Origin of the sequence: Marinicauda salina, assembly GCF_003122085.1 — a bacterium.
In the GTDB taxonomy this organism is placed as follows: Bacteria; Pseudomonadota; Alphaproteobacteria; order Caulobacterales; family Maricaulaceae; genus Maricicauda_A; species Maricicauda_A salina.
The window spans coordinates 435897-460793 of the sequence record NZ_QEXV01000001.1 but is presented as its reverse complement, the minus strand read 5'-3'; the positions used below and the strand labels follow the sequence as shown (position 1 = coordinate 460793).

The following is a 24897-nucleotide window of genomic DNA, read 5'->3' as shown; positions in this document are numbered from 1 at the left end:
CCGGACCGACGCGGACGAAGCGCCCAGCGAATATCCCGAGAAACGGCGGTGAATCAAGCCGGCTCACGCGGCCTCCGGAGTGCGCGCGAATCCGCCGGCGAATCGCATGGCCTGAATCGCCTCGCCGGCGCTGATCTGGGCGAGCGTGGGCGCGTGCATGATGACGGTGCTCGAGGGCCCGCGCGGCGCGGTGTAGTGCGGGGCCTCCATGCCGGGGTGGAACATCACGCCCGGCGCGCCGGCGGCGAACAGCAGGTGCAAAAGCCCGACATCCTCGCCGAAGGCGAAATTGGCCTTGCGGCCCAGCCCGGTCAGCTGGACGAGATTGGCGCGGCCCGTGAGATCGCGCGCGCCCGGCGTGACATGGGCGATGTAGCGGCCGAGCTCGCGCGTCGGCGGCCCGCCGACGACCACGGGCTCCATGCCTTCCTGGATCAGCGCGTGCGCCAGCGACGCCCAGCGCTCCTTGGGCCAGCGCAGCGCCGGGGCGACGTCGTCGCCCGCCGGCGCGAACAGCACGTACGGTCCCTGCAGCCCGAAATATTCTGGCTCCAGCGTGCGCGAGTGCTTGGCGACGAAATCGATCCAGTCGGCTTCCGGCACCGGCGCCTCGCCGAGTTCGTAATGCTCCGGTCCGAGGCCGGAATGGCCCAGCATGCCCGCGACCTGGTCCAGCGGGTGGCCGCCCAGCTGCGGATCGTACTCGGCGTCGATCCAGCGCCCGCGCGCGAAGCGCATCGCCGCCTTCACCTTCTCCGCGGCCGGCCCGGCGCCGAGATTGTAGATGAAGTCCACCCGCGAGGCGCGGGCGGCCTTGACGCGCTCGAACAGATTCTTGCCCGCCGTTTCGCGCAGGATCGGTTCGACGGCGTTGAAATAGGGGCAGTGCTTGAGCAGGCCGTGGAAGTCGGGACCGCACAGCAGGGTGATGCGCGCCGTGCGGTGATAGGCGCGGATCATCTTCGCCGCCGACAGCATGCGCACCGTGCTGGTGAGATCGCCGTCGTGCAGGACGAGCACCTGCGGTTTGGATGAGTTACGCCCGAGCATGACCTCAGTCTATGAGTTCGCGATAGACCCGCAAGGTAGACTCTTGCAGCGCGCTTTTCGAGAAGCGTTCCAGAACGCGTCGCCGACCCGCCCCTCCCATCGCCGCGCGCGCCTCCGGCGACAGGCCGAGCGCGGCGTCGATCGCCGCGCCCAGAGCGGCCGCGTCGCCCGGCGCGACGCGCCATCCGGTCTCGCCGGCGTCGACCACCTCGCGCGCGCCGCCGTGATCGGCGGCGATGACGATGCGCCCCATCGCCTGGGCCTCGGCGGCCGTCCGCCCGAAGGCTTCCGGCTCGAGCGAGGGCGTCAGCACGAGATCGGCCGCGGCGAAGGCGGCGGGCATGTCGGCGACATGGCCCGGCAGGCGCAGCGCGACGCCGCGCGCTCCAGCCAGGTTGCGCAATTCCTCGACATAACCGGCTCGACCCTGCGCGTCGCCGGCGCAGACCAGCACCACGCCGTCGCGGCCGGCCAGCGCCTCGATCGCCAGGGTCTGGCCCTTCCAGGCGGTCAGGCGCGCCGGCAGGAGAACGAGGATTTCCTCGTCGCCGACGCCCCAGTCGCGCCTGAGCGCGGCGGCGCGTCCCGGATCCAAGGCGTCGGGGTCGAAGCGCTCGAGATCGACGCCGCGGGGGATCACCGCGACGCGGTCCGCGGGGACGGCGTGCTCGGCGGCGACGTGGCCGGCGATGAACTCGGAATTGGCGATCACCCGGTCGCCGCGCGCCATCACGGAATTGTACCAGCGCTTCAGTCCCGAGCGCGCGTTGTAGGCGCCGTGATACGTCGTCACGAACGGCCGGCCCGCGCGCCGCGCCGCCCACATGGCGCTCCAGGCCGGGGCGCGCGAGCGCGCGTGGACGAGATCGACGCCCTCGCGCTCGATCAGCCGCGCAAGCCGCGCTGCATTGCGCCATATCGTCCAGGGATTCTTGGATTTCACGGGCAGGCGGATCAGCTCGCCGCCGAGCGCGGCGAGCTCGGCCTCCAGCCGCCCGCCTTCGCTGGCGACCAGGGCGCGGCCGCCCTCGGCGCTCACCGCCTCGGCGACCTCCAGCGTCGTGCGTTCGGCGCCGCCGGCCTCGAGCTCGGGAATGATCTGCAGGATGTTCAAGCCGCGGCGGGTCCTCCATGCGGGCTTGCGCGCGCGCCCGTCGCCGTCTGATAACGGCCGCGCCCGCCTGCGGCAAACGCCTTGTCCCGTGGAGCCCCCTCATGACCGACGCGCCCGCCTTCCTCGACCGCGGCGACGGAACCCGCCTCGCCTATCGGCGGCGGGCCGGCGCGGGGCCGGGCGTGGTCTGGCTCGGCGGCTTCCGCTCCGACATGAACGGGACCAAGGCGCGCGCCCTCGACGCCTGGGCGGCGGAGGCCGGGCGCGCCTTGCTGCGTTTCGACTACTTCGCCCACGGCGCCTCGGACGGCGACTGGCGCGACGCCACGATCGGACGCTGGCGGGCCGATGCGCTGGCCGCGATCGACGAACTGACCGAAGGCCCGCAGATCCTCGTCGGCTCGTCGATGGGCGCCTGGATCGCGCTGCTCGCCGCGCTGGCGCGCCCCGAACGGGTGAAGGCGCTCGTGCTGATCGCGCCGGCCGTGGATCTCACCGAGGCGCTGATTCGCGACCAGCTGCCCTTCCACGCCCGCCAGGCGCTCGAGACCGACGGCGAATGGACCGCCCACGGCGATGACGGCGACACCTTCCTCGTCACGCGCCGCCTGATCGACGAGGGGCGCGACTGGCTTCTGCTCGACGGCGCGATCGCCTTTGGCGGACCGGTCCGCATCCTCCAGGGCTGGCGCGATCGCGACGTGCCCTGGTCCCACGCCGTGCGCGTCTTCGAGGCGCTTCAGAGCGAGGACGTCGAGCTGGTGATGACGAAATCGGGCGATCACCGGCTGTCGACGGAAGCGGATTTGGCGCGCCTCACGGCGACGATCGAGGCGGTGAGCCGCTAAAAACCGCCGTTCACCCCTCCGCCTCCAGGCACGCCGCCAGCCCCTCCCGCCAGGTCGGATAGCGCAGACGCCAGCCCAGCGCGGCCTTGGCGCGCGCGTTCGAAACGCGCCGGCTCTCGGCGTAGAAGCTCGCGAGCATCGGGCTCAGCGTCCCGGGATCGAACGGCTCGATCGGCGGCGGCGCGACGTCCAGCAGGCGCGCGGCGCCCTCGACCACCTCGGCCTGCGCACAGGGGCGGTCGTCGGCCAGGTTGAACGGCCCGGCCGCGCCCAGCCGATCGAGCATCGCACGAACGAGCGCGTCGGCGATGTCGTCGACATGGATGCGCGAGAAGACGTGGCCCGGCTTGTCGATCCGCCGCGCCGTCCTGGCGCGGACGCGATCGAGCGCCGACCGGCCCGGCCCGTAGATGCCCGCAAGCCGGAAGATGCGGGCGCCGAGCCGCTCCCAGTCCTGTTCCGCTGCGCGTCGCCGGAGCGAGCGCGGCTGGCCCGGCGCGGGCCTTTCCCATTCGAAGGCCCAGCCGCCGCCGCGATCGCCGTAGACGCCGGTGGTGGAGAGATAGCCGACCCAGGCCCCCGACAGGTCGACGCCCGCAAGCGCCGGCGCGACGGGGTCTCCGGCCTCGCCCGGCGGGACGCTGGAGAGCACATGCGTGGCTTCAGCCGCCGCATTCGCAAGCGCCGCCGCTCCGTCGGAGTCCGATGGACCGGCGACGAGGGCGCGATGGCCGGCCGCCTCGATGGCCGCGGCGGTCTCGCCGGATCGCGTGGACGCCGTGACGGGGACGCCGCGCGCGGCCAGCGCGGCGGCTGTGGCCCGCGCGACATAGCCGTAACCGATGAGCAGGGCTGAGACAGGCTCGGTCATGGACGCGGCGCGTCTCCCACCCTAGGCTTTCCGTCGATTGGCGCGATGAGGGGAAAGTTTCATGGGTTCGCGCATGCGTCCAGCTGCGGCCGCGATCGCCGCGGCGCTGATGGTTTCCGCGCCGGTTTACGCCCAGATCGGCGGGCCGGATCAGTCCCGCCACCAGGCGTGCGTCGAGGCGATCGCCGATGACGCCGAATACGCCTACGAGGAAGCGCTCGCCTGGCGCAGCCAGGGCGGCGGCTGGCCGGCGCGCCACTGCGTCGCGCTCGCCCTGATCGCGCTCGAGGAAGTCGAGGAAGGAGCCGCGCGCCTGCAGGCCAACGCCGAAGGCGCCACCGGGGCGAGCGATCACACCCGCGCCATCATGCTGGGCCAGGCCGGCGAGGCCTGGCTGTCGGCCGGCCAGCCGGGCGAGGCGGCCGCGGCTTTTGAGCGCGGCCTGGATTTCGCGCCCGGGGATTACGGCCTGGCGCTGGGCGTCGCCGAAGCCCGCCTCGCCGGGGAAGACTGGGAGCGCGCCGAGATGGCCGCGGGCCGGGCGATCGCGATCGACTCCGGTCCGGCGGCGGCCTGGCGGGTGCGCGGCGAGGCGCGTCTCGCCATGGGCCGGCTCGACGACGCCGAGGCGGACATGCGGGCCGGCCGCGAGCGCGCGCCTGACGAAATCGACCTGCTGCTCCTGCGCGGCCGGATCAACGAGGCCCGCCGCGAAAGTTGAGGCGCCCGCTGGCAGCACTCGACCGGGGCGGCTGCTAAGATACAGAAATCATTCATAAAACGGGCGGCATCCTTTTGCCTGACCCGAATGGAGCGGTCAAGCTTCGTTCCGGGGGAAACGGAGGGATGCCTCATGGATCAGGATTTTCGCGCGCAATTGTACGGCGGCTCCCGGCTGACGACCGCCGAGGTGCTCTACTACCTGCCCGACCATCCGAGCCTTCTGCAGAGCTTCGTCTGGCAGACCTATGACGTCGCGCCCAAGTTCCCGCGTCTGCACGAGTTTCTCGATCACTGGCGGCGCGAGATCGAGGCGGTGATCCATTCGGTCCGGGTGGCCCATAGCGGCCTGGTGAAGCCTGCGGAATGGCGCAACGCCGACGTCCGGATGACGCTCGACTGACCGGCTTGCGGCGCTGGCGCTCGCACGCCCCCTTCCGCGCGGACCGGGTTAACGCCATAGTCTTCGCCATGAGGGAGCTGCGAAGGAGCCAGTCATGGTCCGCGTATTCACCAGCCTGATCACCGTCGGCGCGCTGGCGCTCGCCGCCTGCGGCGGGCCGACGCCCTATCAGCCGGCCGGCGATTCCAGCCGCTACGGCTATTCGGAACAGCGCATCGAGAGCGACCGCTACCTTGTCACCTTCTCGGGCAACTCGCTGACGGACCGCGAGACGGTCGAGACCTTCCTGCTCTATCGCGCCGCCGAGCTCACGCTGGAGCGGGGCTACGACCATTTCCGCGTCGTGCGCCGGACCACCGACGAGGAGCGGCGCTACACCGGGACCGGGCCCTATTACGGTCCTTACGTGTCGCGCTTCAGCGTCCACTACCGGTACTTCCATCCCCATTACGGGTGGTATGGCTGGCGCGACCCGTTCTGGGACGACGTCAATGTCCGCGAGACGACGCGCTACGAGGCCGTGACCGAGATCGTGATGGGAAGCGGCGAAACGCCCGACGATCCCGACGTCTTCGACGCCCGCGAAGTGGTCGAGAACCTCGGACCGCGCCTCGTGCGGCCCGACGACGGCGCCTGACAGCCCCTCCTAAAAAGCCCGCCGGCGCGCGCCGGCGGGCTTTTCGATTCCGCGCGGACGCCGGGCTAGAAATCCATCGCCAGGCCGACCGTGACCGCGCGCGGCGCACCCGGGCGCAGCCCCGCCGGCCGGCGGGCGACGGCGTAGGTCTCGTCGAACAGGTTGCGCACGTTGAGCCGCGCCTCGACGCGGTCGGTCACCGACGCCCACAGCGCCAGGTCGGCGACCCAGCGGCTGTCGACGCGCTCGTCGGCCGGGATCGCGCCCTGGCCGGACACGGTGCGCACGTCGTCGGTCCAGTTGGCGGAGATCTCGCCGCCGACGCGATCGAATTCTAGGCCCGCCGAGACGGTCAGCTGGTGCTCGGGGATGTAGGGCAGCGCGTCGCCGGCCTCGACCGTCCCCCACGGATCGTAGTCCGAGGCGAAGCCGGTCTGGAACTCCGCGTCGGTATAGGTGTAGGCGACGCGCACCGGCGCGGCGAAGCGCGCCCCGACGGTCGCGCCGAGATCGGCCTCGGCGGTCAGCTCGAGACCGGAGATCTCGACCTCGCCGCCGTCGAACTGGTCGCCGATCACGCAGCCGCCGCCCGTCGAGGCCGTGCAGCTGCCGAGAATGTTCGAATAATCGTTGTAGAAGGCCACCGCTTCGAGGCTCGCCGCCTCGCCGTCAAAGCGCGCGCCGAGTTCGTAATTGGTCGCCTCCTCGGGCTCGGCCGTGGTTGAGCCCGGCCCGGGCGGCGAAAAGCCGCGGTGGACGCCGCCGAACACCGTGACGCGCTCGTTGATCTCGTAGCGCGCGCCGAGGCCGGGAGCGAACCAGTCGACCGTGTTCTCCGTCACCGCCAGGCTCGCGCCGGTGCGGGCGGGGTCGCCGCCGCCGAAGTTCTCGCGCAGAAGATCGACGGTCTCGTAGCGCACGCCCGGGATGAGCGTGAACGCTCCCCAGGTGAGATCGGCCTGGGCGAAAGCGGCGAAAGCCTCCGCCGAATCGATCCGGTTGGACTCGGTGCCGGGCGTGTCCTCGCTGGTGAAGACGATCTCGCCGTCGACGGTCTGGAAGCGCTCGTACCACTGGAAGCGGTCCATCTCGTCTTCGTGCAGCCGGCCGCCGACGCGCCACTGCACCTCGGCGCCGGCGAAGCGCGCCGGGCCGGCGAGTTCGGCCTGAAAGCCCTGGGCGTAGTATTCGCGGTTATTGTGCTTGACCAGCAGCGCGCCGGGCGCGGACGTGAAGCCCGCCGGCGCGGTGAGCACGTCGAATTCGGCGGCGAAGGTCGCGGGATCGTCGAGGATCGCCGAGATGCCGACCGTTCCGCCCGGGCCGGCGCCGTCGAGATCCACCTTGTCGGACTTGAACCAGTCGCGCGCGAAATCCGTGCGGTAAGCCGCCGCGGTGAGCTCGAGCCCGTTGTCGAACGATCCGGCGTAGCGCAGCGAAATCTCGGAGTGATCGGCGTCCATCCGGTCGAACGCCGAGGCGGCGTAGCGCCGGAACGGATCGGCGGCGAAGTCCGCATCGGTGAGGCCGAGATAGGTCTCGTCGGAGATCTCGTCGGAAGCCTGGCCCTTCAGCTCGAAGGCGTGATCGGCGCCGCCCGCGCGGGTCTCGAAGCGAAGCCGGCCGACGAAGTCCGAGATCTCGAAACCCGTGCCGCGATCGGCGTAATTGTCGATCGTCTTGAAGCCGTCGGCGCGATCGTAGAAGCCCTCGATCAACCCGCCGATCCGCGAACCGCCGTCAAGATCGCGCATGCCGCCGGCCCAGGCGTGGATGCGGCCCCGCCCCTCCTCGCCCGCGCGCAGATCGAGCCGGCCGCCCGGCGCTTCAGGAATGCGCGTCGAGAGCAGGTTGATCGAGCCGCCCTGGGTGCGCGGGCCGTAGCGCACACCCGCCGCGCCCTTGATGATCTCGACGCCGGCGATGCGTCCGGCGTGGGGGAAGTAGTAGGCCGACGGCGCGGCGTAGGGCGCCGGCGCGATGAGCACGCCGTCCTCCATCAGCGTGATCTTGGCCGAGCGATCGAGGCCGGTCCCCCGCAGGCCGATATTCGGACGCAGGCCGTACCCGTCCTCCTCCTGGACGTTGACGCCGGGCACGGTGCGCAGGATGCGGTTGATGTCGGAATAGCCGTGGATCTCGAGGTCGGCGTCGGTGATCAGATCGGCCGAGCCGGGCAGGCTGTCGGGATCTCCGGTCAGCCCGATCACGGTGATGATCTCGGGGAAGTCCTCCGGCGCGGCGTCGGCGAAGGCGGGCGCCGACAGCGCGGCGAGCGCCGCGGAAGCGAGCAGGGCGGTCTTCATCAATGCAGTCCCTCTGACGACGGGCGAGGGACGCGCGAAGCAGGGGCGACGCGCACGCGGACGCGTCGACGGCCGGACGCCCCGGCGCAGCTCCCCCCTTTCCGCCGGACCGTCCCGAGCCCGGTGAAAATGAGAATGCTTCGCACTTACATGGCGCGATCGAACCTGTCCAGAGCAAATGAGAATGATTTTCACATTTGCTCGCCGCAGCGGTCTCCGAGGCGATTAAGGTGCGTCGGTCAGCCAGGCGCGCGCGCTGTCGACATCCTCGAACAGCCGCATCTCGTTCCAGTTTCCCGTCGTCACGACCTTGGCGACGACGCCGAGATCGCGCTGTTCGGGGCGGACGAGCAACGCGATCGTCAGGCCCTTCAACGGACGGAACACGCGGATAATGGACTCGGCGCTGTCGTCGAGATCGGGCGGATAATCCCCGGCCCTGAGGTCGAGCAGAACGCGGCGGGTATCGAACCTCTCCAAGAACGCGACGGTTTCGGTGCGCGCGGCGTGACCGCGCTCCACCGTCCGCCGCCCCGTCACGCGCGCGACGACGAAACCGCCCTCGCGGTCGAACTCGAGCCGAATCCCGCTGTCCAGCGAATCATCTGCTTCATCCACCATAATCAAGCCCCCGTGCATGGATTATGAGGATCTCTTACCGGGGCGCGATCAAGGTTCAAGCGCGACCCTCCGTCGCGGCTGCGCGCTATTTCGGAGGCATCCGCGCGCCGGCGTCGAGGCGCACGCACTCGGCGTTGATGTAGTCGTTGGACACCATGAACGCGACGAGATCGGCGTATTCCTCGGGCGTGCCGAAGCGCTGCGGGAACTGCAGGTGGCTGGCGAGGTTCTGCTTCACCTCGGGCGGCATCTGCTCGTAGATCGGCGTTTCGAAGAAGCCCGGCAGGATGGTGTTCACGCGCACGCCTTCGCGGGCGAGATCGCGCGCCATCGGCAGCGTCATCCCGTAGATGCCGCCCTTCGAAGCGGAATAGGCGACCTGGCCGATCTGGCCGTCCTGGGCGGCGACCGAGGCGGTGTTGATGATCACGCCGCGCCCGGCCTCGGTCGGCTCGAGTTCGAGCATGCCCGCCGCTGCGGTCGCCGCGCAGTTGAACGAGCCGATGAGATTGATGTTCACCACCAGCGCGAACTTGTCGAGCTGATGCATCTTGATCTCGCCGGACGACGAGCGCCGCGCGGTCTTTTCCGCCCAGCCGATGCCCGCGCAATTGACGAGAACGCGTTCCTGGCCGTGGGCGGCGCGGGCCTTGTCGAAGCCGGCCTGCACGCTCTCGGGATCGGCCACATTGACCTTGCAGAACACGCCGCCGATGTCGGCGGCGACGGCCTCGCCCTTCTCCTCGTTGAGGTCGAAGATCGCGACCTTGCAGCCTTCCTTCGCGAGGCGCCGGGCCGTGCCCTCGCCAAGTCCCGAAGCGCCCCCGGTGACGATCGCGGCGGTGTTCTCGAATTGCATCTCTGCTCGTCTCCCATCGATGTCGCTGCGCGGCGACGCCGCGCTGTCCCGACATAGCCGCTGACGGCTTGGGAGGAAAGCGGCCCGGTGGTAAGAGCGTCGCGATCACCCGCCGGAGACCCTGCATGTCCGACACTTCCCGCACCGCGCTCGTCCTGCATGGCGGCGCCGGCCTTCTCGCGCCCCGCGGCTACGACGCCGAGATCGCGCATCTGCGCAGCCTCGCCGAGGAGGGCCGCGAGCGTCTCGGCGACGGCGAGTCCGCGCTCGACATCGTCGTCGACCTGGTGCGGGCGATGGAGGCGAGCGGACTCTATGTCGCGGGCAAGGGAACCTCGCCGAACGCGGCGGGCCGCTACGAGCTCGACGCCGCGGTGATGGACGGACCCACCCGCAAGGCCGGCGCGGTGTCGGCGCTGGAGGGCTTCGTCTCTCCGGTCGAGGCGGCCCGCGCGGTGATGGAGCGCACGCCGCACGTCTTGCTGTCAGGCGGCGGCGCGGCGGCCTTCGCCGAGGAGGAGGGCCTCGCCCGCGTCGAGGACCCGGGCGGCTACTACACGCCCGCCGCCGTCGACGACGACCGCGCCATCGCCACCGGCACGGTGGGCTGCGTCGCGCTCGACCGGACGGGCGCGCTGGCGGCGGCGACCTCGACGGGCGGCGTGCTGAAGAAGCGCTGGGGCCGGGTCGGCGACACGCCGATCATCGGGGCGGGCACCTGGGCCGACGAACGCGTCGCGGTGTCATGCACCGGCCAGGGCGAGTTCTTCATGCGCGCGGCGGCCGCCGCCGACATTTCCGCGCGCGTGCGCTACGCCGGGGCGTCGCTCGACGAGGCCGTCCAGGGCGCGCTCGACGACGTCGCGACGCTCGGCGGCGACGGCGGGATCATCGCCGTCGACGCCGCGGGCGAAGTGTCGGCCCGCTACAATTCCATGGGCATGAAGCACGCCATCGTGCGTCCCGACGGGACGATCACCGCGGACGTTCGCTAGGACGCTCAGGCGGCGTCGGTCTTCACCGCGCCGGCGAGAATGGCCTGCAGGGCGTCGGCGTCCGGCGCGGCGCGCAGCGCCCGGCGGACATCGTCGCGGCGGAACAGGCGCGAGGCGCGCGCCAGCGCCTTGAGATGCTCGGCGCCGGCGTCTTCCGGCGCCAGAAGCAGGAAGATCAGGTCCGCCGGCCGGCCGTCGACGGCGTCGAAATCCACCGGCTGGCGCAGGCGGGCGAACACGCCGCAGGTGCGATCGACCAGCGGGGTGCGCGCATGCGGGATGGCGACGCCGTCGCCCACGCCCGTCGAGCCCAGGCGCTCGCGCTCGGTCACCGCCTCGAGGACGGGGCGCGCGGACACGCCGAGCCGGCGCCCGGCCAGCTCGGCGAGCGCGTGGAGCACCTGCTTGCGCCCGGTCGCCGGCATGTCGACGACCGCGCCCCCCTCGGGGATCAGATCTGAAAGGTCCATGACCGCCTTCGATACGGCTTGCTGGTCTATTCCGCCGCTTGACCGGCGCCGTCTTTAACCGCGCGGCCGGGATCAATCCACCCCACATTTCCATCCGGGCGGCGATAGACCAGGTTGAGCCCGCTGTTCGCGGCATTGCGGAACACCAGGAAGGGCGCGTCCGTCAGGTCCATCTCGTGGACGGCCATGCCGACGGTGAGCGTGCGCAGCTCGCCGACCGTCTCGGCGATGATGACCGGCTCCTCGCCGCCGGCCGCCCCGCCGTCATCGTCCTCGGCGTCGAGGTCCTCGCGACGCCCGCCGCGCAGCACCCGGATCGGCGTCTCCTCGGCGGGAAGCGTCGTCTTGTTGTCGGCGTGATGGTCCTTCAGCCGCCGCTTGTAGCGGCGCAGACGCTTTTCCAGATGACCGACCGCGTCCTCGGCGGCGAGATAGGCGTCGTCGCCGGATCCGGACGCCTGGATGAAGGCGCCGGACGGCAGATGCAGCGAACAGTCGACCTTGAACAGATGCGCTTCCCTGGACGCGACCACGAAGGCCTCGCCCGGTCGATTGAAGTACTTCGAAGTGCCTTCCTCGATCCGGTCCTCGATGCGCTCACGCAGCGCCGGCGAAACGTCGATGCCCTTGGAAACGAACTGAATTTGCAAGAGGGTTGCTCCATCTGCGGCGGCCGGTTCCCGCGGAGCGCGCCGGTTGCGGCGTCCGCGGCGCAGCGCGGCCTCACCTCCCTTTTCGGGACGACCCTTGAGGTCGGCTCTTACGGTATCGACCCGGCGCGCGCGGCGTCAATCGCGACCCGCCGTCGGGATGCATGGAGGCTTAACCGGCCCGCTTGAGCATGCGCCGGCGCTGCACCGAGGAAGGGATGTTCATCGCCTCGCGATATTTCGCCACGGTCCGCCGCGCGATATCGACGCCGTCGGCGAGCAGGCGCTCGACGATCTTGTCGTCGGACATGATGTCGTCGGCGGTCTCGGCGTCGATCATCGCCTTGATGCGATAGCGCACCGCCTCGGCGGAGAAGGCCTCGCCGCCGTCGGCGGCCGGGATCGCCGAGGTGAAGAAATATTTCAGCTCGAACAGGCCGCGCGGCGTCGAGACATACTTGTTCGACGTCACCCGGCTGACCGTCGATTCGTGCATCTCGACGGCCTCGGCGACGGTCTTGAGATTGAGCGGCCGCATCCAGGCCACGCCCTTGGCGAAGAAGGCGTCCTGCTGGCGGACGATCTCGGAGGCGACCTTGAGGATGGTGCGCGCGCGCTGGTCGAGGCTCTTCACCAGCCAGGAGGCGTTCTGGGCGCACTCGGTGATGAAGGCCTTCTCCTCGCTGGAGCGCGCCGCGCCGGAAATCTCCGCGGCGTAGCGGTTATTGACCAGCACCCGCGGCAGGGTCTCGGTGTTGAGCTCGATCGCCCAGCCGCCGTCGGGTCGCTGACGGACGAACACGTCGGGCTCGACGGCCCGCGCGCCGGGCTCTCCGAAGCCGAGACCGGGCTTGGGCGTCAGCGCGCGCACTTCGGCGATCATGTCGTCGAGATCCTCGCCGTCGACGCCGCAGGCGGCTTTCAGCCCGTCATAATCGTGCTTGGCCAGCAGCGGCAGATTGTCGACCAGCGCGGCCATCGCCGGATCCAGCCGGTCGCGCTCGGTCAGCTGCAGCGCCAGGCATTCCTGGAGATCGCGCGCCATCACCCCGGCGGGCTCGAATTCCTGCAGGCGCGCGAGCACCGCCTCGAGCTCGCCGCGCGCGCAGCCCAGCTTCTCGGCGGTGTCGTCGAGATCGGCGCGCAGATAGCCGTCGTCCTCGGCGAGGTCGATGAGATGGGCGCCGATGATGCGCTCGGCCGGGCTCAGGCTGAGATCGGCGAGCTGATCGTGGAGATGCTCGTAGAGCGTCTTCTCGCGGGCCGAGTTCGCCGCGGCGTCGTAGCTCTCGCCGTCGAACGATCCGCCGCCGCCCGCCTTCGACCAGTCCACCCCGCCGGACGCCGGGCCGGACGCCCCGCTCATGTCCGACGAGGAGTCGGAGTAGAGGGCCTCCTTGTCGGCGTCGAGCGCCGCCTCGGCGGCGGCCGGCGTGTCGAAGGACAGCTCGTCGGAACCGGTCGCCTCGACGCGGGCTTCGCGCGGCTCGTCGCCGCCGGCCTCCTCGCGCTCGTCGCGCTCGAGCAGCGGATTGCGCTCCAGCTCCGCCTCGACGAAGGCGGTGAGCTCCAGATTGTTGAGCTGCAGCAGCTTGATCGCCTGCTGCAGCTGGGGCGTCATGACGAGCCCCTGGCTCTGGCGCGTCTCGAGTTTCTGACCGAGTCCGGCCATCGCCCCTCCTAGTGGAATCGTTCGCCGAGATAGAAACGCCGCACGTTTTCGTCGGCGCGCACCGCGTCGGGCGCGCCCTCGAACAGAACCTCGCCGTCATGGATGATCGTCGCGCGGTCGGTGATCTCGAGCGTCTCGCGGACATTGTGGTCGGTGATCAGGATGCCGATGCCGCGCTCGCGCAGATAGACGATGAGATCGCGGATGTCGGAGATCGCCAGCGGGTCGATGCCCGCGAACGGCTCGTCGAGCAGCATGAAGCTCGGCTGGGTGGCCAGCGCGCGGGCGATCTCGGCCCGGCGGCGCTCCCCGCCCGACAGCGCCAGCGCCGGACTGTCGCGCAGGTGATCGATGTGCAGCTCGGCGAGGAGTTCGTCGACCAGCGCCTTGCGCGCCTTGCGGTCGGGCTCGACGATCTCGGCGACGGAGGTGACGTTCTGCTCGACCGTCAATCCGCGGAAGATGGACGCTTCCTGCGGCAGATAGCCGATTCCCAGCCGTGCGCGCTGGTACATCGGAAGCCGCGTGATGTCCTCTCCGTCGAGCATTATCCGTCCATAGTCGGCCGCGATCAGGCCCGTGATCATGTAGAAGCACGTGGTCTTGCCCGCCCCGTTCGGCCCGAGCAGTCCCGCGACTTCGCCGCGTTGCAGCGACAGCGAGACATTCTTGACCACCGCGCGCTTGCCGAAGGTCTTGCCGATCCCCTCGACTTCCAGTCCTGCGCCGGCGGGCTCGGGGTCGGCGGCGACCTCCGCGTGCTTCATCACCGTGTCGGTCATGATTAATCCTGCGCGCCTAAAGAATTGGTGAAATCGCGGGCCGGGACGGCTCAGCCCGCCGCGGGGTCGTCGAAGTCCCGGGGTCCGTCTCCGGGAACCTCCGGCAGGGGACAGTCGCGCGGCTCGGACCGCCCGGCGCCGGACTCGTCCTCGCCCGGCGCGCCCTCGTCGGGGAAGAAGACGCTGCGCACGCGCCCTCCCTCGACCTCGCCGCCGGCGCCCGACAGCGAGGAGAAGCCGGTGTTGAGATTGGCCACCAGCGCCTCGCCGGTGGACACGTTGCAGCCCTGGGTGAGGACGACCTCGCCGGTCAGCGTGATGATCTCGTCGGCGACCTCGTAGACGCCCCGGTCGCCGCGCGCGACCTCGGTCGGCGTGACGTAATAGACCTCGCCCTCGGCGACGAGGCGGCGGATGTCGCCGAAGCCGCCGCCCTCGCGGCGCTGGAAGAAGACCTCGATGCGCTCGGCGCGCAGGCGGACATCGCCGCGCGTCGCGTTGACGTCGCCGGAATAGACCGCGCGGCCTTCCCGGTCGAACACCTCGACCTCGTCGGCGCTGACGTCGAGCGGACCCTCGCCGGGCGGCTCGCCGAGGCCCTGGGCGCGCGCCGCGCCGGAAAGCCCGAACGCGAGAAGAAGGATCAGGAAGAAGCGGCCGGTCATGGCTGGGTCTCCTCCGGCGCCGGCCGTCCGGCGCCGTCTACGTAGAATCGCGTGCGCACGTCGTCGCGAAAGATGATCCGGCGGCCGTCGTCGCGCACCTCGAAGCCGCCCGCCTTGACCGCGCCCCACTCGGCGCGGCCGTCGACGGGGGCCTCGCCGACGATGGCGGATTCTTCCAGCAGAATCGTCGCCGTCGCCGTCTCGAAACGATAACCCGATCGCGTCTCCAGACTCACGTCGCCCGACAGCGACAGCTGCTGCGCCGCCTCGTCGTAGACGCCTGCGTCGGCGAGCACGACGGAGGCCTCGTCGGTCGCGCCGAGCAGCTGGTAGTCGAGCGCGGGGCGTTCCAGGTCCGTCAGGGTGGCCGCGCCGGCGGCGCGGCGGACCGCGGCGTCGGCGGTGAGCACGAAGGGCGCGCCGTCGGCGTCGCGGCCGGTGAAGCGGGGATTGACGATGCGCTGGCCCTCGCCGCCGACGGCGACCGGGGCGGGGCGGCTCTCGGCCAGGCCCGAGCGCAGCACCTGGATCCCCGCGTTCGCGGCCACCACGACCAGCCCGAACACCAGCACGCCGCGCAGGGCGCGCACGAAGCGCGTGCGCCGGCGGGCGGCCTCCAGCGAGCGCGCCCGACGGTTCGCCACGACGGCGTCATAGCTGCGCAGGTGATGGACGGTCGCGCTGGTCATCGGGTCGGGCCGGGCGCCTCCGCGTCTCCGGATCGGTCAGGAATGGGCGAAGATGTCGACATCGTCCCAGCCTTCGAGGTCGAGCCGCGCGCGCACGGGCAGGAAGTCGAAGCACGCCCGGGCGAGCTCCATGCGTCCTTCGCGCTCGAGCATGGCGACGAGCCCGTCGCGGATGGCGTGGAGATGCAGCACGTCGGAGGCGGCGTATTCCTGCTGGGCCTGGCTCAACTCCGCCGCGCCCCAGTCCGAGCTCTGCTGCTGCTTGGACAGCTCGACGCCGGCGATCTCGCGGGCGACGTCCTTGAGCCCGTGGCGGTCGGTGTAGGTGCGCGAAAGCTTCGAGGCGATCTTGGTGCAGAAGACCGGCGTCATGACGACGTCGAGATGGCGCATCGCCATGGCGACGTCGAAGCGCGCGAAATGGAGGATCTTCTCCACGCCCGCATCGGCCAGCAGCGCCTTCAGGTTCGGGCAGTCATAGCTGGACCGGTCGAGCTGGACGAGATGGGCGTCGCCGTCGCCGGCCGAGAGCTGGACCACGCACAGCTTGTCGCGCACCAGCGACAGGCCGAGCGTCTCGGTGTCCACGGCGACGGCCTCGCCGAAATTGATCCCGGCGGGCAGGTCGCCCCTGTGAAGATGAATCGTCATGAAGCGCGCCCGACTCCCGGCGGCTGAATAACCCGAACGTTAACGCCGGTATCGGCGCTATCGCGCGCCGCGTCAACGAAACGGCCGCGCGAGGCGGGGGTCGGGGCGGACCGGAAAAGGGTGTTGGCGCGCGGGAGAAGCTCGCTTCAGCGGCTCTCGATCGCCACGCCCGGAAGCAAGGCCGAGGCGAGCAGGGCGAGAGCCAGCAGAACGCCTACCATGCCAGCTAGAATCAGCAGCCAGCGCGACGGACGGATCGCTCCCACTAAGGCGAGCGCCGCCAGTCCCAGTGTCAGTACGACGCCTCCCTCCCAGAGCGCATGACGCGCGCTCCTGCCATGGAAGAGCGCGTCGACATAGGTGAGCGCCACGCCGTTGGCTGCAGCGATCGCCAAGCCTAGACCCACAGCACAGTATACAAGCCGGGCATATAGTGATCGGAGGGGATGGACGCGCGAGGCCATGGCGACACGGTCCCGCAACCACACTCGCGTTGCAAGCGATCCTTCTCGCCCTCAAGGCGATCCGCCGCCGCATCGTTCGCAGAGAAAAGAGAAATGGTGCCCAGGAGAAGACTCGAACTTCCACGGCCTTTCGGCCACTGGCACCTGAAGCCAGCGCGTCTACCAATTCCGCCACCTGGGCAGGCAGGGGACGGCTCAGATATGACGGTCGCGGCTTCGAGTCAACGCGGCGCGCGCGCCTGCGTCGCAGCGCGCATGGACACGCGCGGCGTTTTTTGGTCTATCCCGGCCAGACGCCCTTCCCGGGCGCCGCGCCGCCGCCCCGCCCGGGCGGGACGCGGCGCCGCCGACCAGGACGAAATCCCATGCTGCGCGACGAGATGATCACGGTATTCGGCGGCTCCGGCTTCATCGGCCGCTATGTCGTCCGCGAGCTGGCCAAGGCCGGCTACCGCGTGCGCGTGGCGACCCGGCGGCCGCATCTCGCCTACGAGCTCAAGACCGCCGGCCGGGTCGGCCAGATCCAGCTCGCCCAGGCCAATCTGCGCAACCGCGAATCGGTCGCCCGCGCCGTCGAGGGCGCCTGGGGCGTGGTCAATCTCGTGGGCGTGCTCGCCGAGAGCGGCCGGCAGAGCTTCCGCGCCCTGCAGGCGCGCGGCGCCGCGACCGTCGCCGAGGTCGCTCGGGAGGCCGGCGTCGAGCGCTTCGTGCAGATCTCAGCGATCGGCGCCGAAGAGAACAGCCCCAGCCGCTATGCCCGCACCAAGGCGATGGGCGAGGCCGCCGTGCGCGAGGCGATGCCCGAGGCGGTGATCCTGAGACCCTCGATCGTGTTCGGGACCGAGGACGAGTTCTTCAACAAGTTCGCCGACATGGCGCGCTTCGCCCCGGCGCTGCCGCTGATCGGCGGCGGCAGGACGCGCTTCCAGCCGATCTTCGCCGGCGACGTCGCCGAATGCGTGCTCAAGGCGCTGGAGGACGACGCCGCGCGGGGGCGCGTGTTCGAGCTGGGCGGGCCGACCGTCTACACCTTCAAGGAGCTGATGCGCTTCATCCTGAAGACGATCCGCCGGCGGCGCATGCTGGTTCCCGTGCCCTGGCCGGCCGCCCACGGGCTCGGCCTCGTCGGCGAGATCGCCGGCAAGCTGCCCTTCGTCCAGCCCTTCCTCACCCGCGACCAGGTCGTGCTCTTGAAGCAGGACAATGTCGTCGGCGCCGGCGGCGAGGATGTCGGCCGCATCGAGGATCTCGGCGTCGAGCCCGAGACGGTCGAGGCGATCGTGCCGAGCTATCTCGTCCGCTACCGCAAGGGCGGCCAGTTCGCCGAGACGCTCGAGGAGATGGAGGAACTCGACGAGTTCAAGGATCGCTGATCAGGCGATCAGGATGAAGATCGCCGCCGCCAGCCCGACCCGGTAGATCACGAAGGGCAGGAAGCCCACGCGGTCGACGAACCGCATCAGCGCCGCGATCGCCGCGAGCGCCGCGACGAAGGACAGCCCCGCGACGACGAGCCCGTCGGCAAGATCCGCGCCCGGCGCCGCGCCGCGGGCGAGCTCGAGCCCCGCGAGCAGGCCGAAGGCGGCGATCACCGGGATCGCCATCAGCATCGAGAAGCGCGCCGATTCCGACCGGTCCAGGCCCAGCGCCCGGCCCGCCGTCATGGTCACCCCCGACCGGCTGGCCCCGGGGACGAGGGCGAGCATCTGGGCCAGCCCGATCAGCACGGCGTCGCGCCAGGACAGCCCGTCGGCGGTCCGGGTCCGGGCGCAGAAATGATCCGCCAGCCACAGCGGCGCGGCGAAAACCAGCGTCGCCCAGGCGATCACGGCCGGCGAGCGCAGCGCGTCGACCAGCCCGCTCACATAGAGAACGCCGCCGGCGACCATCACGGGCGGGGTCGCCGCCGCGATCAGCAAGGCCAGCCGGCCGCCGGACGTGATCTCGCCCCTGAGCAGCGGCGCGGCGCCCGCCAGCGCGCCGGCGATGTCGCGGCGGAAATAGACGATCACCGCCATCAGCGAGCCGAGATGGGCCATCACGTCGATCAGCGGACCCTGGTCGGCGAAGCCGGCCACGTCGGGCGCGAGGATGAGATGCGCCGAGGACGAGATCGGCAGGAACTCGGTGATCCCCTGGACGAGGGCGAGCAGGATCAGGGGGAACAGGCCCATCGAGCGGTCTCCGGGTGACGACATCCGGCTGGCGGGCGCGCACCTTGCCCGCATTCGCCCCCGCCGCGCCAGCATCGCGGCGCCGGCGCCTGATTGACCCCCGCGCGACCGGGTCCATATTGCGGGCGATGCCGCACGACGCCCTCGACGCCGGACCGGGCAAGCTCGCCCCGGAGAAGGCCCGCAAGATCACTTCGCGGGTGACCAGCCTGTCGGTGGGCGTCGCGCTGACGCTTGTCGCGGCGAAGACGGTCGCGTGGGCGCTGTCGGGCTCGGTCGCGATGCTGGCCACGCTGGCGGATTCCGCGCTCGATCTGGCCGCGTCGCTGACCACCTTCTTCGCGGTGCGCTACGCGGCGAGTCCCGCCGACGCCGAGCATCGCTACGGGCACGGCAAGGCCGAGGCCTTCGCCAGCCTGCTGCAGGCGCTGCTGGTCGCGCTGTCGGCCGGCCTGCTCATGCGCGAGGCCTATCACCGCTTCGTCGAGCCCCACCCGATCGAGGCCGGGGGAATCGCCCTGTCCGTCATGGGCCTGTCGATCCTGCTCACGGTCGGCCTGGTCTGGGCCCAGACGCGCGCGCTCAAGCAGACCGAGTCGCTGGCCGTCACCGGCGACCGCGCTCACTACGCCGCCGATCTCGCCGCCAACGGCGTCGTCATCGTCGGCCTCGTCATGGTGACGATGTTCGGGATCGAGCGCGCCGACCCGGTGGCGGGCTTCGCCGTGTCGGTCTGGCTGTTCTGGACGGCCTGGGAGGTCGGCTCGAAGGCGTTCGAGAACCTGATGGACCGCGAGCTGCCCGACGCCGACCGCGAGCGCATCCTTCAGATCGCCGGCGACGACCCGCGCGTGCTTGGCGTCCACCAGCTGCGCACGCGCGCCTCGGGGCCCTTCATCCATATCCAGCTGCACATGGATCTCGATCCCCACCAGTCGCTGCGCGACGCCCACAAGACCGTCGTCGCCGCCGAGCGCCGGCTGATGGCGGCCTATCCCGCCGCCGACATTCTCATTCATCCCGACCCCAAGGGCTTCGCCGAGCCGCACGGAAACGTCTATTTCTCCTCCGAGGCCAGCGGCGCCAAGGTCGACGGGGATGTGAAATAGGCGCCGCTGCCGCCGCCGTTCGCGCTTAAACCGGCGGGCGAACGGGTCTAGTTTCGACCCCATGCGCCGTCTTCATCACTGGCCCCTCGATCCCTGGTCGCGCCAGGCGCGCATCGCGCTCGGCGAGAAGCAGCTCGAGTTCGAGCCCGTCCTCGACCGCTTCTGGGATCCCTCCGACGACCTGCTGGCGCTCAACCCCGCCGGCCTGCCGCCCGTCCTCGTCGACGAGACGTCGGGCGGGGCGATCGTCGTCGTCGAGGCGCGCGCCATCCTGGAATATCTCGAAGAGATCAAGCCCGAGCCCGCGCTGATGCCGGGAAGCCCGGCCGACCGCGCCGAGATCCGCCGGCTCGTCGGCTGGTTCGACCGTAAGTTCGACGCCGAGGTGAACGCCTATCTCCTCCACGAGAAGCTGGAGAAGCGCGTCCAGGCGCTCGGCGCGCCCGACATGGAGATGATCCGGGCCGGCCGCGACCACCTGCGCTGGCATCTCGATTATGTCTGCGCCCTGCTGGAGGCGCGCGACGGGCTGGCGGGCCCGCGCTGGACGCTGGCCGATCTCGCCGCGGCGGCGCACCTGTCCTGCATCGATTATCTCGGCGACGTCGCCTGGGAGCAGTATCCCCCCGCCAAGGCCTGGTACGAGCGCATCAAGTGCCGCCCGTCCTTCCGCCCGCTGCTGGAGGATCGGCTTCCGGGCATGGCGCCGGTGACCTGGTACGCGGACCTGGATTTCTGAGCATGCCCGAGGCGGCCGAAAGCTACGACGCGGCGGGAGTGAAGGCCCTCGCCCGCGAGGTCGGCTTCGACGTCGCCCGCATCGCCCGCGCCGACACGGAGTGGGACGCGGGGGAGCGGCTCAGGCAATTCGTCGGCGAGGGCCGGCACGGCGAGATGGCGTGGATGGAGACCACGCTCGAGCGCCGCGTCCATCCCACCGCGATGTGGCCCGACGCGAAATCCGCCGTCGTCGTGGGGCTCAATTACGGCCCCGCTCACGACCCGCTCGCCGTGCTCGAGCGGCCCGACGAAGCCGCGATCTCGGTCTACGCCCACAACGCCGACTATCACGACCTGATGAAGAAGCGGCTCAAGCGCCTCGCCCGCGAATTCCACCAGGCCAGCGGCCATGAGGTGAAAGTCTTCGTCGACACCGCCCCGCTGATGGAAAAGCCGCTCGCCGAGCGCGCCGGCCTCGGCTGGCGGGGCAAGCACACCAATCTGGTCAGCCGCGAGCACGGCAGCTGGCTCTTCCTCGGCGTGATGCTGACCGCCGCCGAGCTCGACCCCGACGCCGCCGAGATCGACCATTGCGGCTCCTGCCGGGCCTGCCTCGACGTCTGCCCGACCGACGCCTTTCCCGCGCCCTACCAGCTCGATGCGCGGCGCTGCATCTCGTATCTGACGATTGAGCACGCGGGCCCGATCCCGCACGAGTTCCGCGAAGCGATGGGCAATCGCATCTATGGCTGCGACGACTGCCTGGCGGTGTGTCCCTGGAACAAGTTCGCCAGCGTCTCGCGCGAGACCAAGCTCCACGCCCGGCCCGAGCTGCTCGACGCGCAGCTCGCCGATCTCGCCGAGCTGGACGACGCGGCCTTCCGCGAGGTGTTCTCCGGCTCGCCGATCAAGCGCATCGGCCGGGACCGCTTCGTGCGCAACGTACTGATCGCGATCGGCAACAGCGCCGACGCCGGTCTCGTCCCGACCATCGTCGCCCGGCTGGACGACGACAGCGCGCTGGTGCGCGGCGCGGCGGTCTGGGCGCTGGCGCGGCTGGACGCCAATCGCTTCGCGATCGAGCGCGGGGCAAGACTGCCTGATGAAGAAGAAACGACCGTTCGTGCTGAGTGGGAGGCGGAAGCCTAGCTCTGCTCGGGCTGCTGCACAACGACGGTTCCTTTCGCCGCGGGGCTGCCGAAGGCCATGATCAGCATCACCAGCAGCGCGGCCGGGATCGCATAGGCAGCCGTGATCAGGAAGAAGGCGGTATAGCCCACCGCGTCGGCGAGCAGGCCGGAGAAGCCCGCGAGGAACTTGTTGACAAAGGGGTAGAGCGAGGACAGCAGCGCGTACTGCGTGGCCGCGTTCGCCGGATCGGTGAGCGAGGACAGGTAGGCGATGAACACCGTGCCGACGAACCCGGCGGCCACGTTGTCGGCGCTGATCACCACCAGCAGCATCGTGTTGTCGGCCGGCGTCGCCGTGGCGGCGAGCCAGGCGAAGGCGCCGTTGGAGAGAAAGGTGATGACCGCGCCGAGCACCATCGCCTTGAGCACGCCGAAGCGGAAGGCGATGAACCCGCCGACGAAGCCGCCCGCGATCGTCGCCACCACGCCGGGCCCGGCCTGGATGCCGCCCACGACGGCGCGCGCGAAACCGATATCCGAATAGAGGGGACTGGCCATGACCCCCATGGTGAAATCGCTGAGCCTGTAGAAGGCGACCAGCAGGAAAACCGGCACGATCCATGCGCGAAGTCGTACGGCGAACTGCTTGAAGGGTTCGATGACCGCCTCGACCATTCTCCCGCCCAGAGTGCGAGCTTGGCTCAGCTGTCGTCGCGCCGCCGAGGACGGCTCCTTCATGAACAGCACCAGCACGCCGCAGATCGCCATCGCCGCGCCCATCGCGGCGAAGGAGAGATGCCATCCGATCCAGTCCGACAGCACCAGCCCCAAGCCGGACACCATGATCGCAAGGCGGTAGCCGAGCACGTAGGCCGCGGCCATGTTGGCCTGCTCCTCGCGCGGCGCGCTCTCGATGCGCCAGGCGTCGATGGAGACGTCGAGGGTCGCGCCGGAATAGGCGAGCAGGAAGGCGCCGGCGAGTGTTAGAACAAGTTGCTGTCCCGGGTCTGAGGCACTGATGACCAGCAGGCCGGCGACGGTGCCCGCGATCGCGGTCATCATCCAGGAGCGCCGCTGGCCGAAGCGCTTCGTCAGCCCCGGAATCGGCGTGCGATCGACCACCGGCGCCCACAGGAACTTGATCGTGTATGCGCCGGTGATCCAGTAAGAGAAGCCGATCGTGGAGCGATCGATCCCGGCGTCGCGCAACCAGAAGGACAGCTTGGAGAACACCATCATCAACGGCAGGCCGGAGGCGAACCCCAGGATCAGCATGGAGATCATGATCGGCCGGCCGTAGACCCTGAGCGCGGCGAGCCAGTCTCGCCGCCTCTGCTCGTCCGCCGATATCTCCGCCATGCGCCGCCTCGCCGCCGATTTCAGCCGACCCTTGCGCGCTTTTCGGGCGCGCACAAGGCGGCGAGCTGGTCCCGGAGCGCGTCGGGGTCGACGGGCTTGGTGAGGAAGCCGTCCATGCCCGCGTCGTGGCAGGCCTGCCGGTCAGCCTCGGTGGCGTTGGCCGTCAGCGCGATCAGCGGCAGCCGCCCGGCCTCGCCCGGAAGCGCGCGGATCGCCTCGGCTGTCTCGCGTCCGTCCATCTCGGGCATGCGCAGATCGAGCAGGGCGGCGTCGAAGCCGTCCTCGCGCGCGGCCTCGAGCGCGGCGCGGCCGGTCTGGACATGGCGCGCCGCCGCGCCGAGGCGTTCGAGCACGGTGCGCGCGATCATGGCGTTGACCGGATCGTCCTCGGCGAGCAGCACAGCCAGCCCGGCGAGCGGCGCGCCCGCCCCGGCGAGCTCCCAGCCCTCCTCGGCCTCGTCCTCCGTCTCGGGCCCGGCGAAGGCCGCCAGCGAGGCCGCGCGCACCGGCGCGACCAGCCAGCCGTCGACGCCCGGCGGGCGCTCGGCGAAGCGGTCCTTCGTGCTCGGCCGGGCCAGCACGAGAATCCGGACATCGCCGGCCGACGCGAGATCGACGGCGTGCTCGGCCCAGGCCTCATCCAGCACGATCGTTCGTATCGGTTCGCTGGCTTTGTCCAGCGCGGCCCGCGCCGCCTCGAGCCTGTCGGCGGCGATCACGCGCGCGCCCAGCGCCTCGCCCTGGCGGAGCAGCGCCTCGCGGCGGATGGAGTCCGGCGAGGCGGCGATCAGCGTCCGGCCGGCCAGGGGCCGGGCCTCGGGCGGACCGGCCTCGATCTCGGCGGGGAAATCGAACCAGAAGGCCGCCCCTTGGCCGGGTTCGGATTCGACGCCGATCTGGCCGTCCATGAGGTCGGCAAGGCGCTTGACCATCGCCAGGCCCAGCCCGGCGCCCGGCGCGGCGCCCGCGCGATCGGCCGCGCCACGCTCGAAGTGCTCGAACAGGCGGGCCTGGTCGGGCTTGGCGATGCCCGGACCGGTATCGCGCACGGTCAGGCGCAGCCGGCCCTCGCGGGCGAGCAGCGTGACCAGCACGCCGCCGGTCTCGGTGAACTTCACCGCATTGCCGGCGAGGTTGAACACGACCTGCTTCAGGCGATGGGGATCGGCCTTTATGCAGGCGGGCACGCCCGCGTCGACGGCATGGGCGAGCGTCAGCCCGCGCTCGGCGGCCCGCGTGGCGAGCAGCTCGCATACATCTTCCACCAGCGCGCGGGGATCGACCGGTTCGGCGCGCAGCTCGAGCCGGCCGGCCTCGAGGCGGGACAGGTCGAGAATGTCGTCGATGAGGGCCAGCGCGTGGGCGGCGCTCGACTTCACTGCGTCGAGATAGGAGGCCTGGTCGGGCTTGAGCGGCGTGTCGGCGAGCAGGCGGGCCGCGCCCAGCGCGCCCGAAAGCGGCGTCCTGAGTTCGTGGGTGACCGAGGCGAAGAACATCGCCTTGCCGCGCGCGGCTTCGCTCTCGGCGGCGCGGGCTTCGCGCTCGGCGGTGACGTCGCGGCCGATCGCGATCGATCCGCCTTCGGGGCCGGGGGATTCCGACCACTCGATCCACACGGCGCCGGCCTGCGTGCGCATGGCCGCGTCATAGCGGCGAGGCCCGGAGCCTGACGCGCCGTCCGGCGCGATGGCGAACCAGCGCCCGAGCCAGTCGTCCCGGTCTCCGCCGAAGGCCGCTACGAAGGCGGCGTTGACGTCGCGGATCCGGCCGGCGGCGTCGCGCACGAGCACGAAGTCCCCCATCGCGTCGAGCACGGCGCGGGGATCGACGGGGTTCGCAGCGTCGGTCGGCCTGGACGGATCGGTCATGACCCGCCCGTTCTACGCCCGTCGGCGTTAACGAAGTCTCCAGCACGGCCGCAGGCTTGACCCGTCGCGC

26 protein-coding genes and 1 tRNA gene are annotated in these 24897 nt (G+C 70.6%); 9 read left to right on the top strand and 18 right to left on the bottom strand.

Annotated features, from left to right (window positions below; all coding sequences use genetic code 11):
* Window positions 1-63: 63 nt before the first annotated feature.
* The gene (locus tag DDZ18_RS02125; RefSeq protein ID WP_109251701.1) at window positions 64-1050 is read right to left on the bottom strand and encodes a glycosyltransferase family 9 protein; all 987 of its coding nucleotides are present in this window, start codon (window positions 1048-1050) and stop codon (window positions 64-66) included.
* Between the two features lie 4 nt (window positions 1051-1054).
* Window positions 1055-2164 (bottom strand): glycosyltransferase family 4 protein, encoded by a 1110-nt coding sequence (locus DDZ18_RS02120; RefSeq protein WP_109251700.1) that lies wholly within the window; start codon window positions 2162-2164, stop codon window positions 1055-1057.
* Between the two features lie 101 nt (window positions 2165-2265).
* Here DDZ18_RS02120 and DDZ18_RS02115 point away from each other — a divergent pair, with 101 nt between their 5' ends.
* Entirely contained in the window at window positions 2266-3012 is a 747-nt protein-coding gene (locus DDZ18_RS02115) for an alpha/beta hydrolase (protein ID WP_109251699.1), read from the top strand.
* A gap of 10 nt (window positions 3013-3022) precedes the next feature.
* On the opposite strand, the gene DDZ18_RS02110 is transcribed toward DDZ18_RS02115, so the two are convergent.
* Complete coding sequence (locus DDZ18_RS02110; RefSeq protein ID WP_109251698.1) at window positions 3023-3883, bottom strand: Rossmann-fold NAD(P)-binding domain-containing protein; 861 nt, start codon at window positions 3881-3883, stop codon at window positions 3023-3025.
* A gap of 61 nt (window positions 3884-3944) precedes the next feature.
* Between DDZ18_RS02110 and DDZ18_RS02105 the strand changes: the two genes are divergently transcribed.
* From DDZ18_RS02105 to DDZ18_RS02095, 3 genes are all read left to right on the top strand, one after another.
* Window positions 3945-4604: a tetratricopeptide repeat protein gene (locus DDZ18_RS02105; RefSeq protein WP_109251697.1), complete on the top strand. Its 660-nt coding sequence runs from the start codon at window positions 3945-3947 to the stop codon at window positions 4602-4604.
* 132 nt (window positions 4605-4736) lie between these two features.
* Complete coding sequence (locus DDZ18_RS02100) at window positions 4737-5006, top strand: usg protein (protein WP_109251696.1); 270 nt, start codon at window positions 4737-4739, stop codon at window positions 5004-5006.
* Window positions 5007-5100: 94 nt separating this feature from the next.
* Window positions 5101-5643, top strand: coding sequence for a CC0125/CC1285 family lipoprotein (locus tag DDZ18_RS02095; RefSeq protein ID WP_109251695.1), 543 nt, complete (start codon window positions 5101-5103; stop codon window positions 5641-5643).
* A gap of 65 nt (window positions 5644-5708) precedes the next feature.
* Here the strand turns inward: DDZ18_RS02095 and DDZ18_RS02090 are convergent, their stop codons facing one another.
* The 3 genes from DDZ18_RS02090 to DDZ18_RS02080 all read right to left on the bottom strand — a co-directional run bounded on the left by DDZ18_RS02090 (window position 5709) and on the right by DDZ18_RS02080 (window position 9429).
* Window positions 5709-7949 carry a TonB-dependent receptor family protein gene (locus tag DDZ18_RS02090; RefSeq protein WP_109251694.1) on the bottom strand — a complete coding sequence of 747 codons (2241 nt, stop codon included), beginning with the start codon at window positions 7947-7949 and terminating at the stop codon, window positions 5709-5711.
* Between the two features lie 225 nt (window positions 7950-8174).
* Complete coding sequence (locus tag DDZ18_RS02085; protein WP_146190586.1) at window positions 8175-8588, bottom strand: hypothetical protein; 414 nt, start codon at window positions 8586-8588, stop codon at window positions 8175-8177.
* Window positions 8589-8655: 67 nt separating this feature from the next.
* The gene (locus DDZ18_RS02080; protein ID WP_109251692.1) at window positions 8656-9429 is read right to left on the bottom strand and encodes an SDR family NAD(P)-dependent oxidoreductase; all 774 of its coding nucleotides are present in this window, start codon (window positions 9427-9429) and stop codon (window positions 8656-8658) included.
* Between the two features lie 125 nt (window positions 9430-9554).
* Here DDZ18_RS02080 and DDZ18_RS02075 point away from each other — a divergent pair, with 125 nt between their 5' ends.
* On the top strand, window positions 9555-10424 hold the full coding sequence (locus DDZ18_RS02075; protein ID WP_109251691.1) for an isoaspartyl peptidase/L-asparaginase family protein: 870 nt from the start codon (window positions 9555-9557) through the stop codon (window positions 10422-10424).
* Between the two features lie 5 nt (window positions 10425-10429).
* On the opposite strand, the gene DDZ18_RS02070 is transcribed toward DDZ18_RS02075, so the two are convergent.
* From DDZ18_RS02070 to DDZ18_RS02030, 9 genes are all read right to left on the bottom strand, one after another.
* Complete coding sequence (locus tag DDZ18_RS02070) at window positions 10430-10894, bottom strand: PTS sugar transporter subunit IIA (RefSeq protein ID WP_109251690.1); 465 nt, start codon at window positions 10892-10894, stop codon at window positions 10430-10432.
* 26 nt (window positions 10895-10920) lie between these two features.
* Window positions 10921-11544 carry a ribosome hibernation-promoting factor, HPF/YfiA family gene (hpf, locus tag DDZ18_RS02065; protein WP_109251689.1) on the bottom strand — a complete coding sequence of 208 codons (624 nt, stop codon included), beginning with the start codon at window positions 11542-11544 and terminating at the stop codon, window positions 10921-10923.
* 172 nt (window positions 11545-11716) lie between these two features.
* Window positions 11717-13216 carry an RNA polymerase factor sigma-54 gene (gene rpoN / locus DDZ18_RS02060; protein ID WP_109251688.1) on the bottom strand — a complete coding sequence of 500 codons (1500 nt, stop codon included), beginning with the start codon at window positions 13214-13216 and terminating at the stop codon, window positions 11717-11719.
* A gap of 8 nt (window positions 13217-13224) precedes the next feature.
* Complete coding sequence (lptB, locus tag DDZ18_RS02055) at window positions 13225-13998, bottom strand: LPS export ABC transporter ATP-binding protein (RefSeq protein ID WP_109251687.1); 774 nt, start codon at window positions 13996-13998, stop codon at window positions 13225-13227.
* A gap of 50 nt (window positions 13999-14048) precedes the next feature.
* The gene (locus tag DDZ18_RS02050) at window positions 14049-14663 is read right to left on the bottom strand and encodes an LptA/OstA family protein (protein WP_109251686.1); all 615 of its coding nucleotides are present in this window, start codon (window positions 14661-14663) and stop codon (window positions 14049-14051) included.
* Window positions 14660-15352 (bottom strand): LPS export ABC transporter periplasmic protein LptC, encoded by a 693-nt coding sequence (lptC, locus tag DDZ18_RS02045; protein ID WP_109251685.1) that lies wholly within the window; start codon window positions 15350-15352, stop codon window positions 14660-14662. The genes DDZ18_RS02050 and lptC overlap by 4 nt, the downstream gene beginning before the upstream one ends.
* Before the next feature lie 36 nt (window positions 15353-15388).
* Entirely contained in the window at window positions 15389-16003 is a 615-nt protein-coding gene (locus tag DDZ18_RS02040; RefSeq protein ID WP_109251684.1) for a ribonuclease D, read from the bottom strand.
* Between the two features lie 146 nt (window positions 16004-16149).
* Entirely contained in the window at window positions 16150-16398 is a 249-nt protein-coding gene (locus tag DDZ18_RS02035) for a hypothetical protein (RefSeq protein ID WP_146190585.1), read from the bottom strand.
* Between the two features lie 163 nt (window positions 16399-16561).
* Window positions 16562-16648 (bottom strand) — tRNA-Leu (locus DDZ18_RS02030).
* A 184-nt stretch (window positions 16649-16832) separates the two neighbouring features.
* Here DDZ18_RS02030 and DDZ18_RS02025 point away from each other — a divergent pair.
* Window positions 16833-17840, top strand: coding sequence for a complex I NDUFA9 subunit family protein (locus DDZ18_RS02025; protein WP_109251682.1), 1008 nt, complete (start codon window positions 16833-16835; stop codon window positions 17838-17840).
* On the opposite strand, the gene DDZ18_RS02020 is transcribed toward DDZ18_RS02025, so the two are convergent.
* Window positions 17841-18641: an undecaprenyl-diphosphate phosphatase gene (locus DDZ18_RS02020; RefSeq protein WP_109251681.1), complete on the bottom strand. Its 801-nt coding sequence runs from the start codon at window positions 18639-18641 to the stop codon at window positions 17841-17843.
* Window positions 18642-18769: 128 nt separating this feature from the next.
* On the opposite strand from DDZ18_RS02020, the gene DDZ18_RS02015 reads away from it, so the two are divergent.
* The 3 genes from DDZ18_RS02015 to queG all read left to right on the top strand — a co-directional run bounded on the left by DDZ18_RS02015 (window position 18770) and on the right by queG (window position 21619).
* Complete coding sequence (locus DDZ18_RS02015) at window positions 18770-19750, top strand: cation diffusion facilitator family transporter (RefSeq protein ID WP_109251680.1); 981 nt, start codon at window positions 18770-18772, stop codon at window positions 19748-19750.
* 61 nt (window positions 19751-19811) lie between these two features.
* Window positions 19812-20489 (top strand): FtsZ-binding protein FzlA, encoded by a 678-nt coding sequence (gene fzlA / locus DDZ18_RS02010; protein WP_109251679.1) that lies wholly within the window; start codon window positions 19812-19814, stop codon window positions 20487-20489.
* Between the two features lie 2 nt (window positions 20490-20491).
* On the top strand, window positions 20492-21619 hold the full coding sequence (gene queG, locus DDZ18_RS02005) for a tRNA epoxyqueuosine(34) reductase QueG (protein ID WP_109251678.1): 1128 nt from the start codon (window positions 20492-20494) through the stop codon (window positions 21617-21619).
* On the opposite strand, the gene DDZ18_RS02000 is transcribed toward queG, so the two are convergent.
* A complete protein-coding gene (locus DDZ18_RS02000; protein WP_109251677.1) occupies window positions 21616-22959 on the bottom strand; it encodes an AmpG family muropeptide MFS transporter in 1344 nt (447 codons plus the stop codon). The genes queG and DDZ18_RS02000 overlap by 4 nt on opposite strands.
* A 20-nt stretch (window positions 22960-22979) precedes the next feature.
* The gene (locus DDZ18_RS01995; protein WP_109251676.1) at window positions 22980-24827 is read right to left on the bottom strand and encodes an ATP-binding protein; all 1848 of its coding nucleotides are present in this window, start codon (window positions 24825-24827) and stop codon (window positions 22980-22982) included.
* Window positions 24828-24897 lie beyond the last annotated feature (70 nt).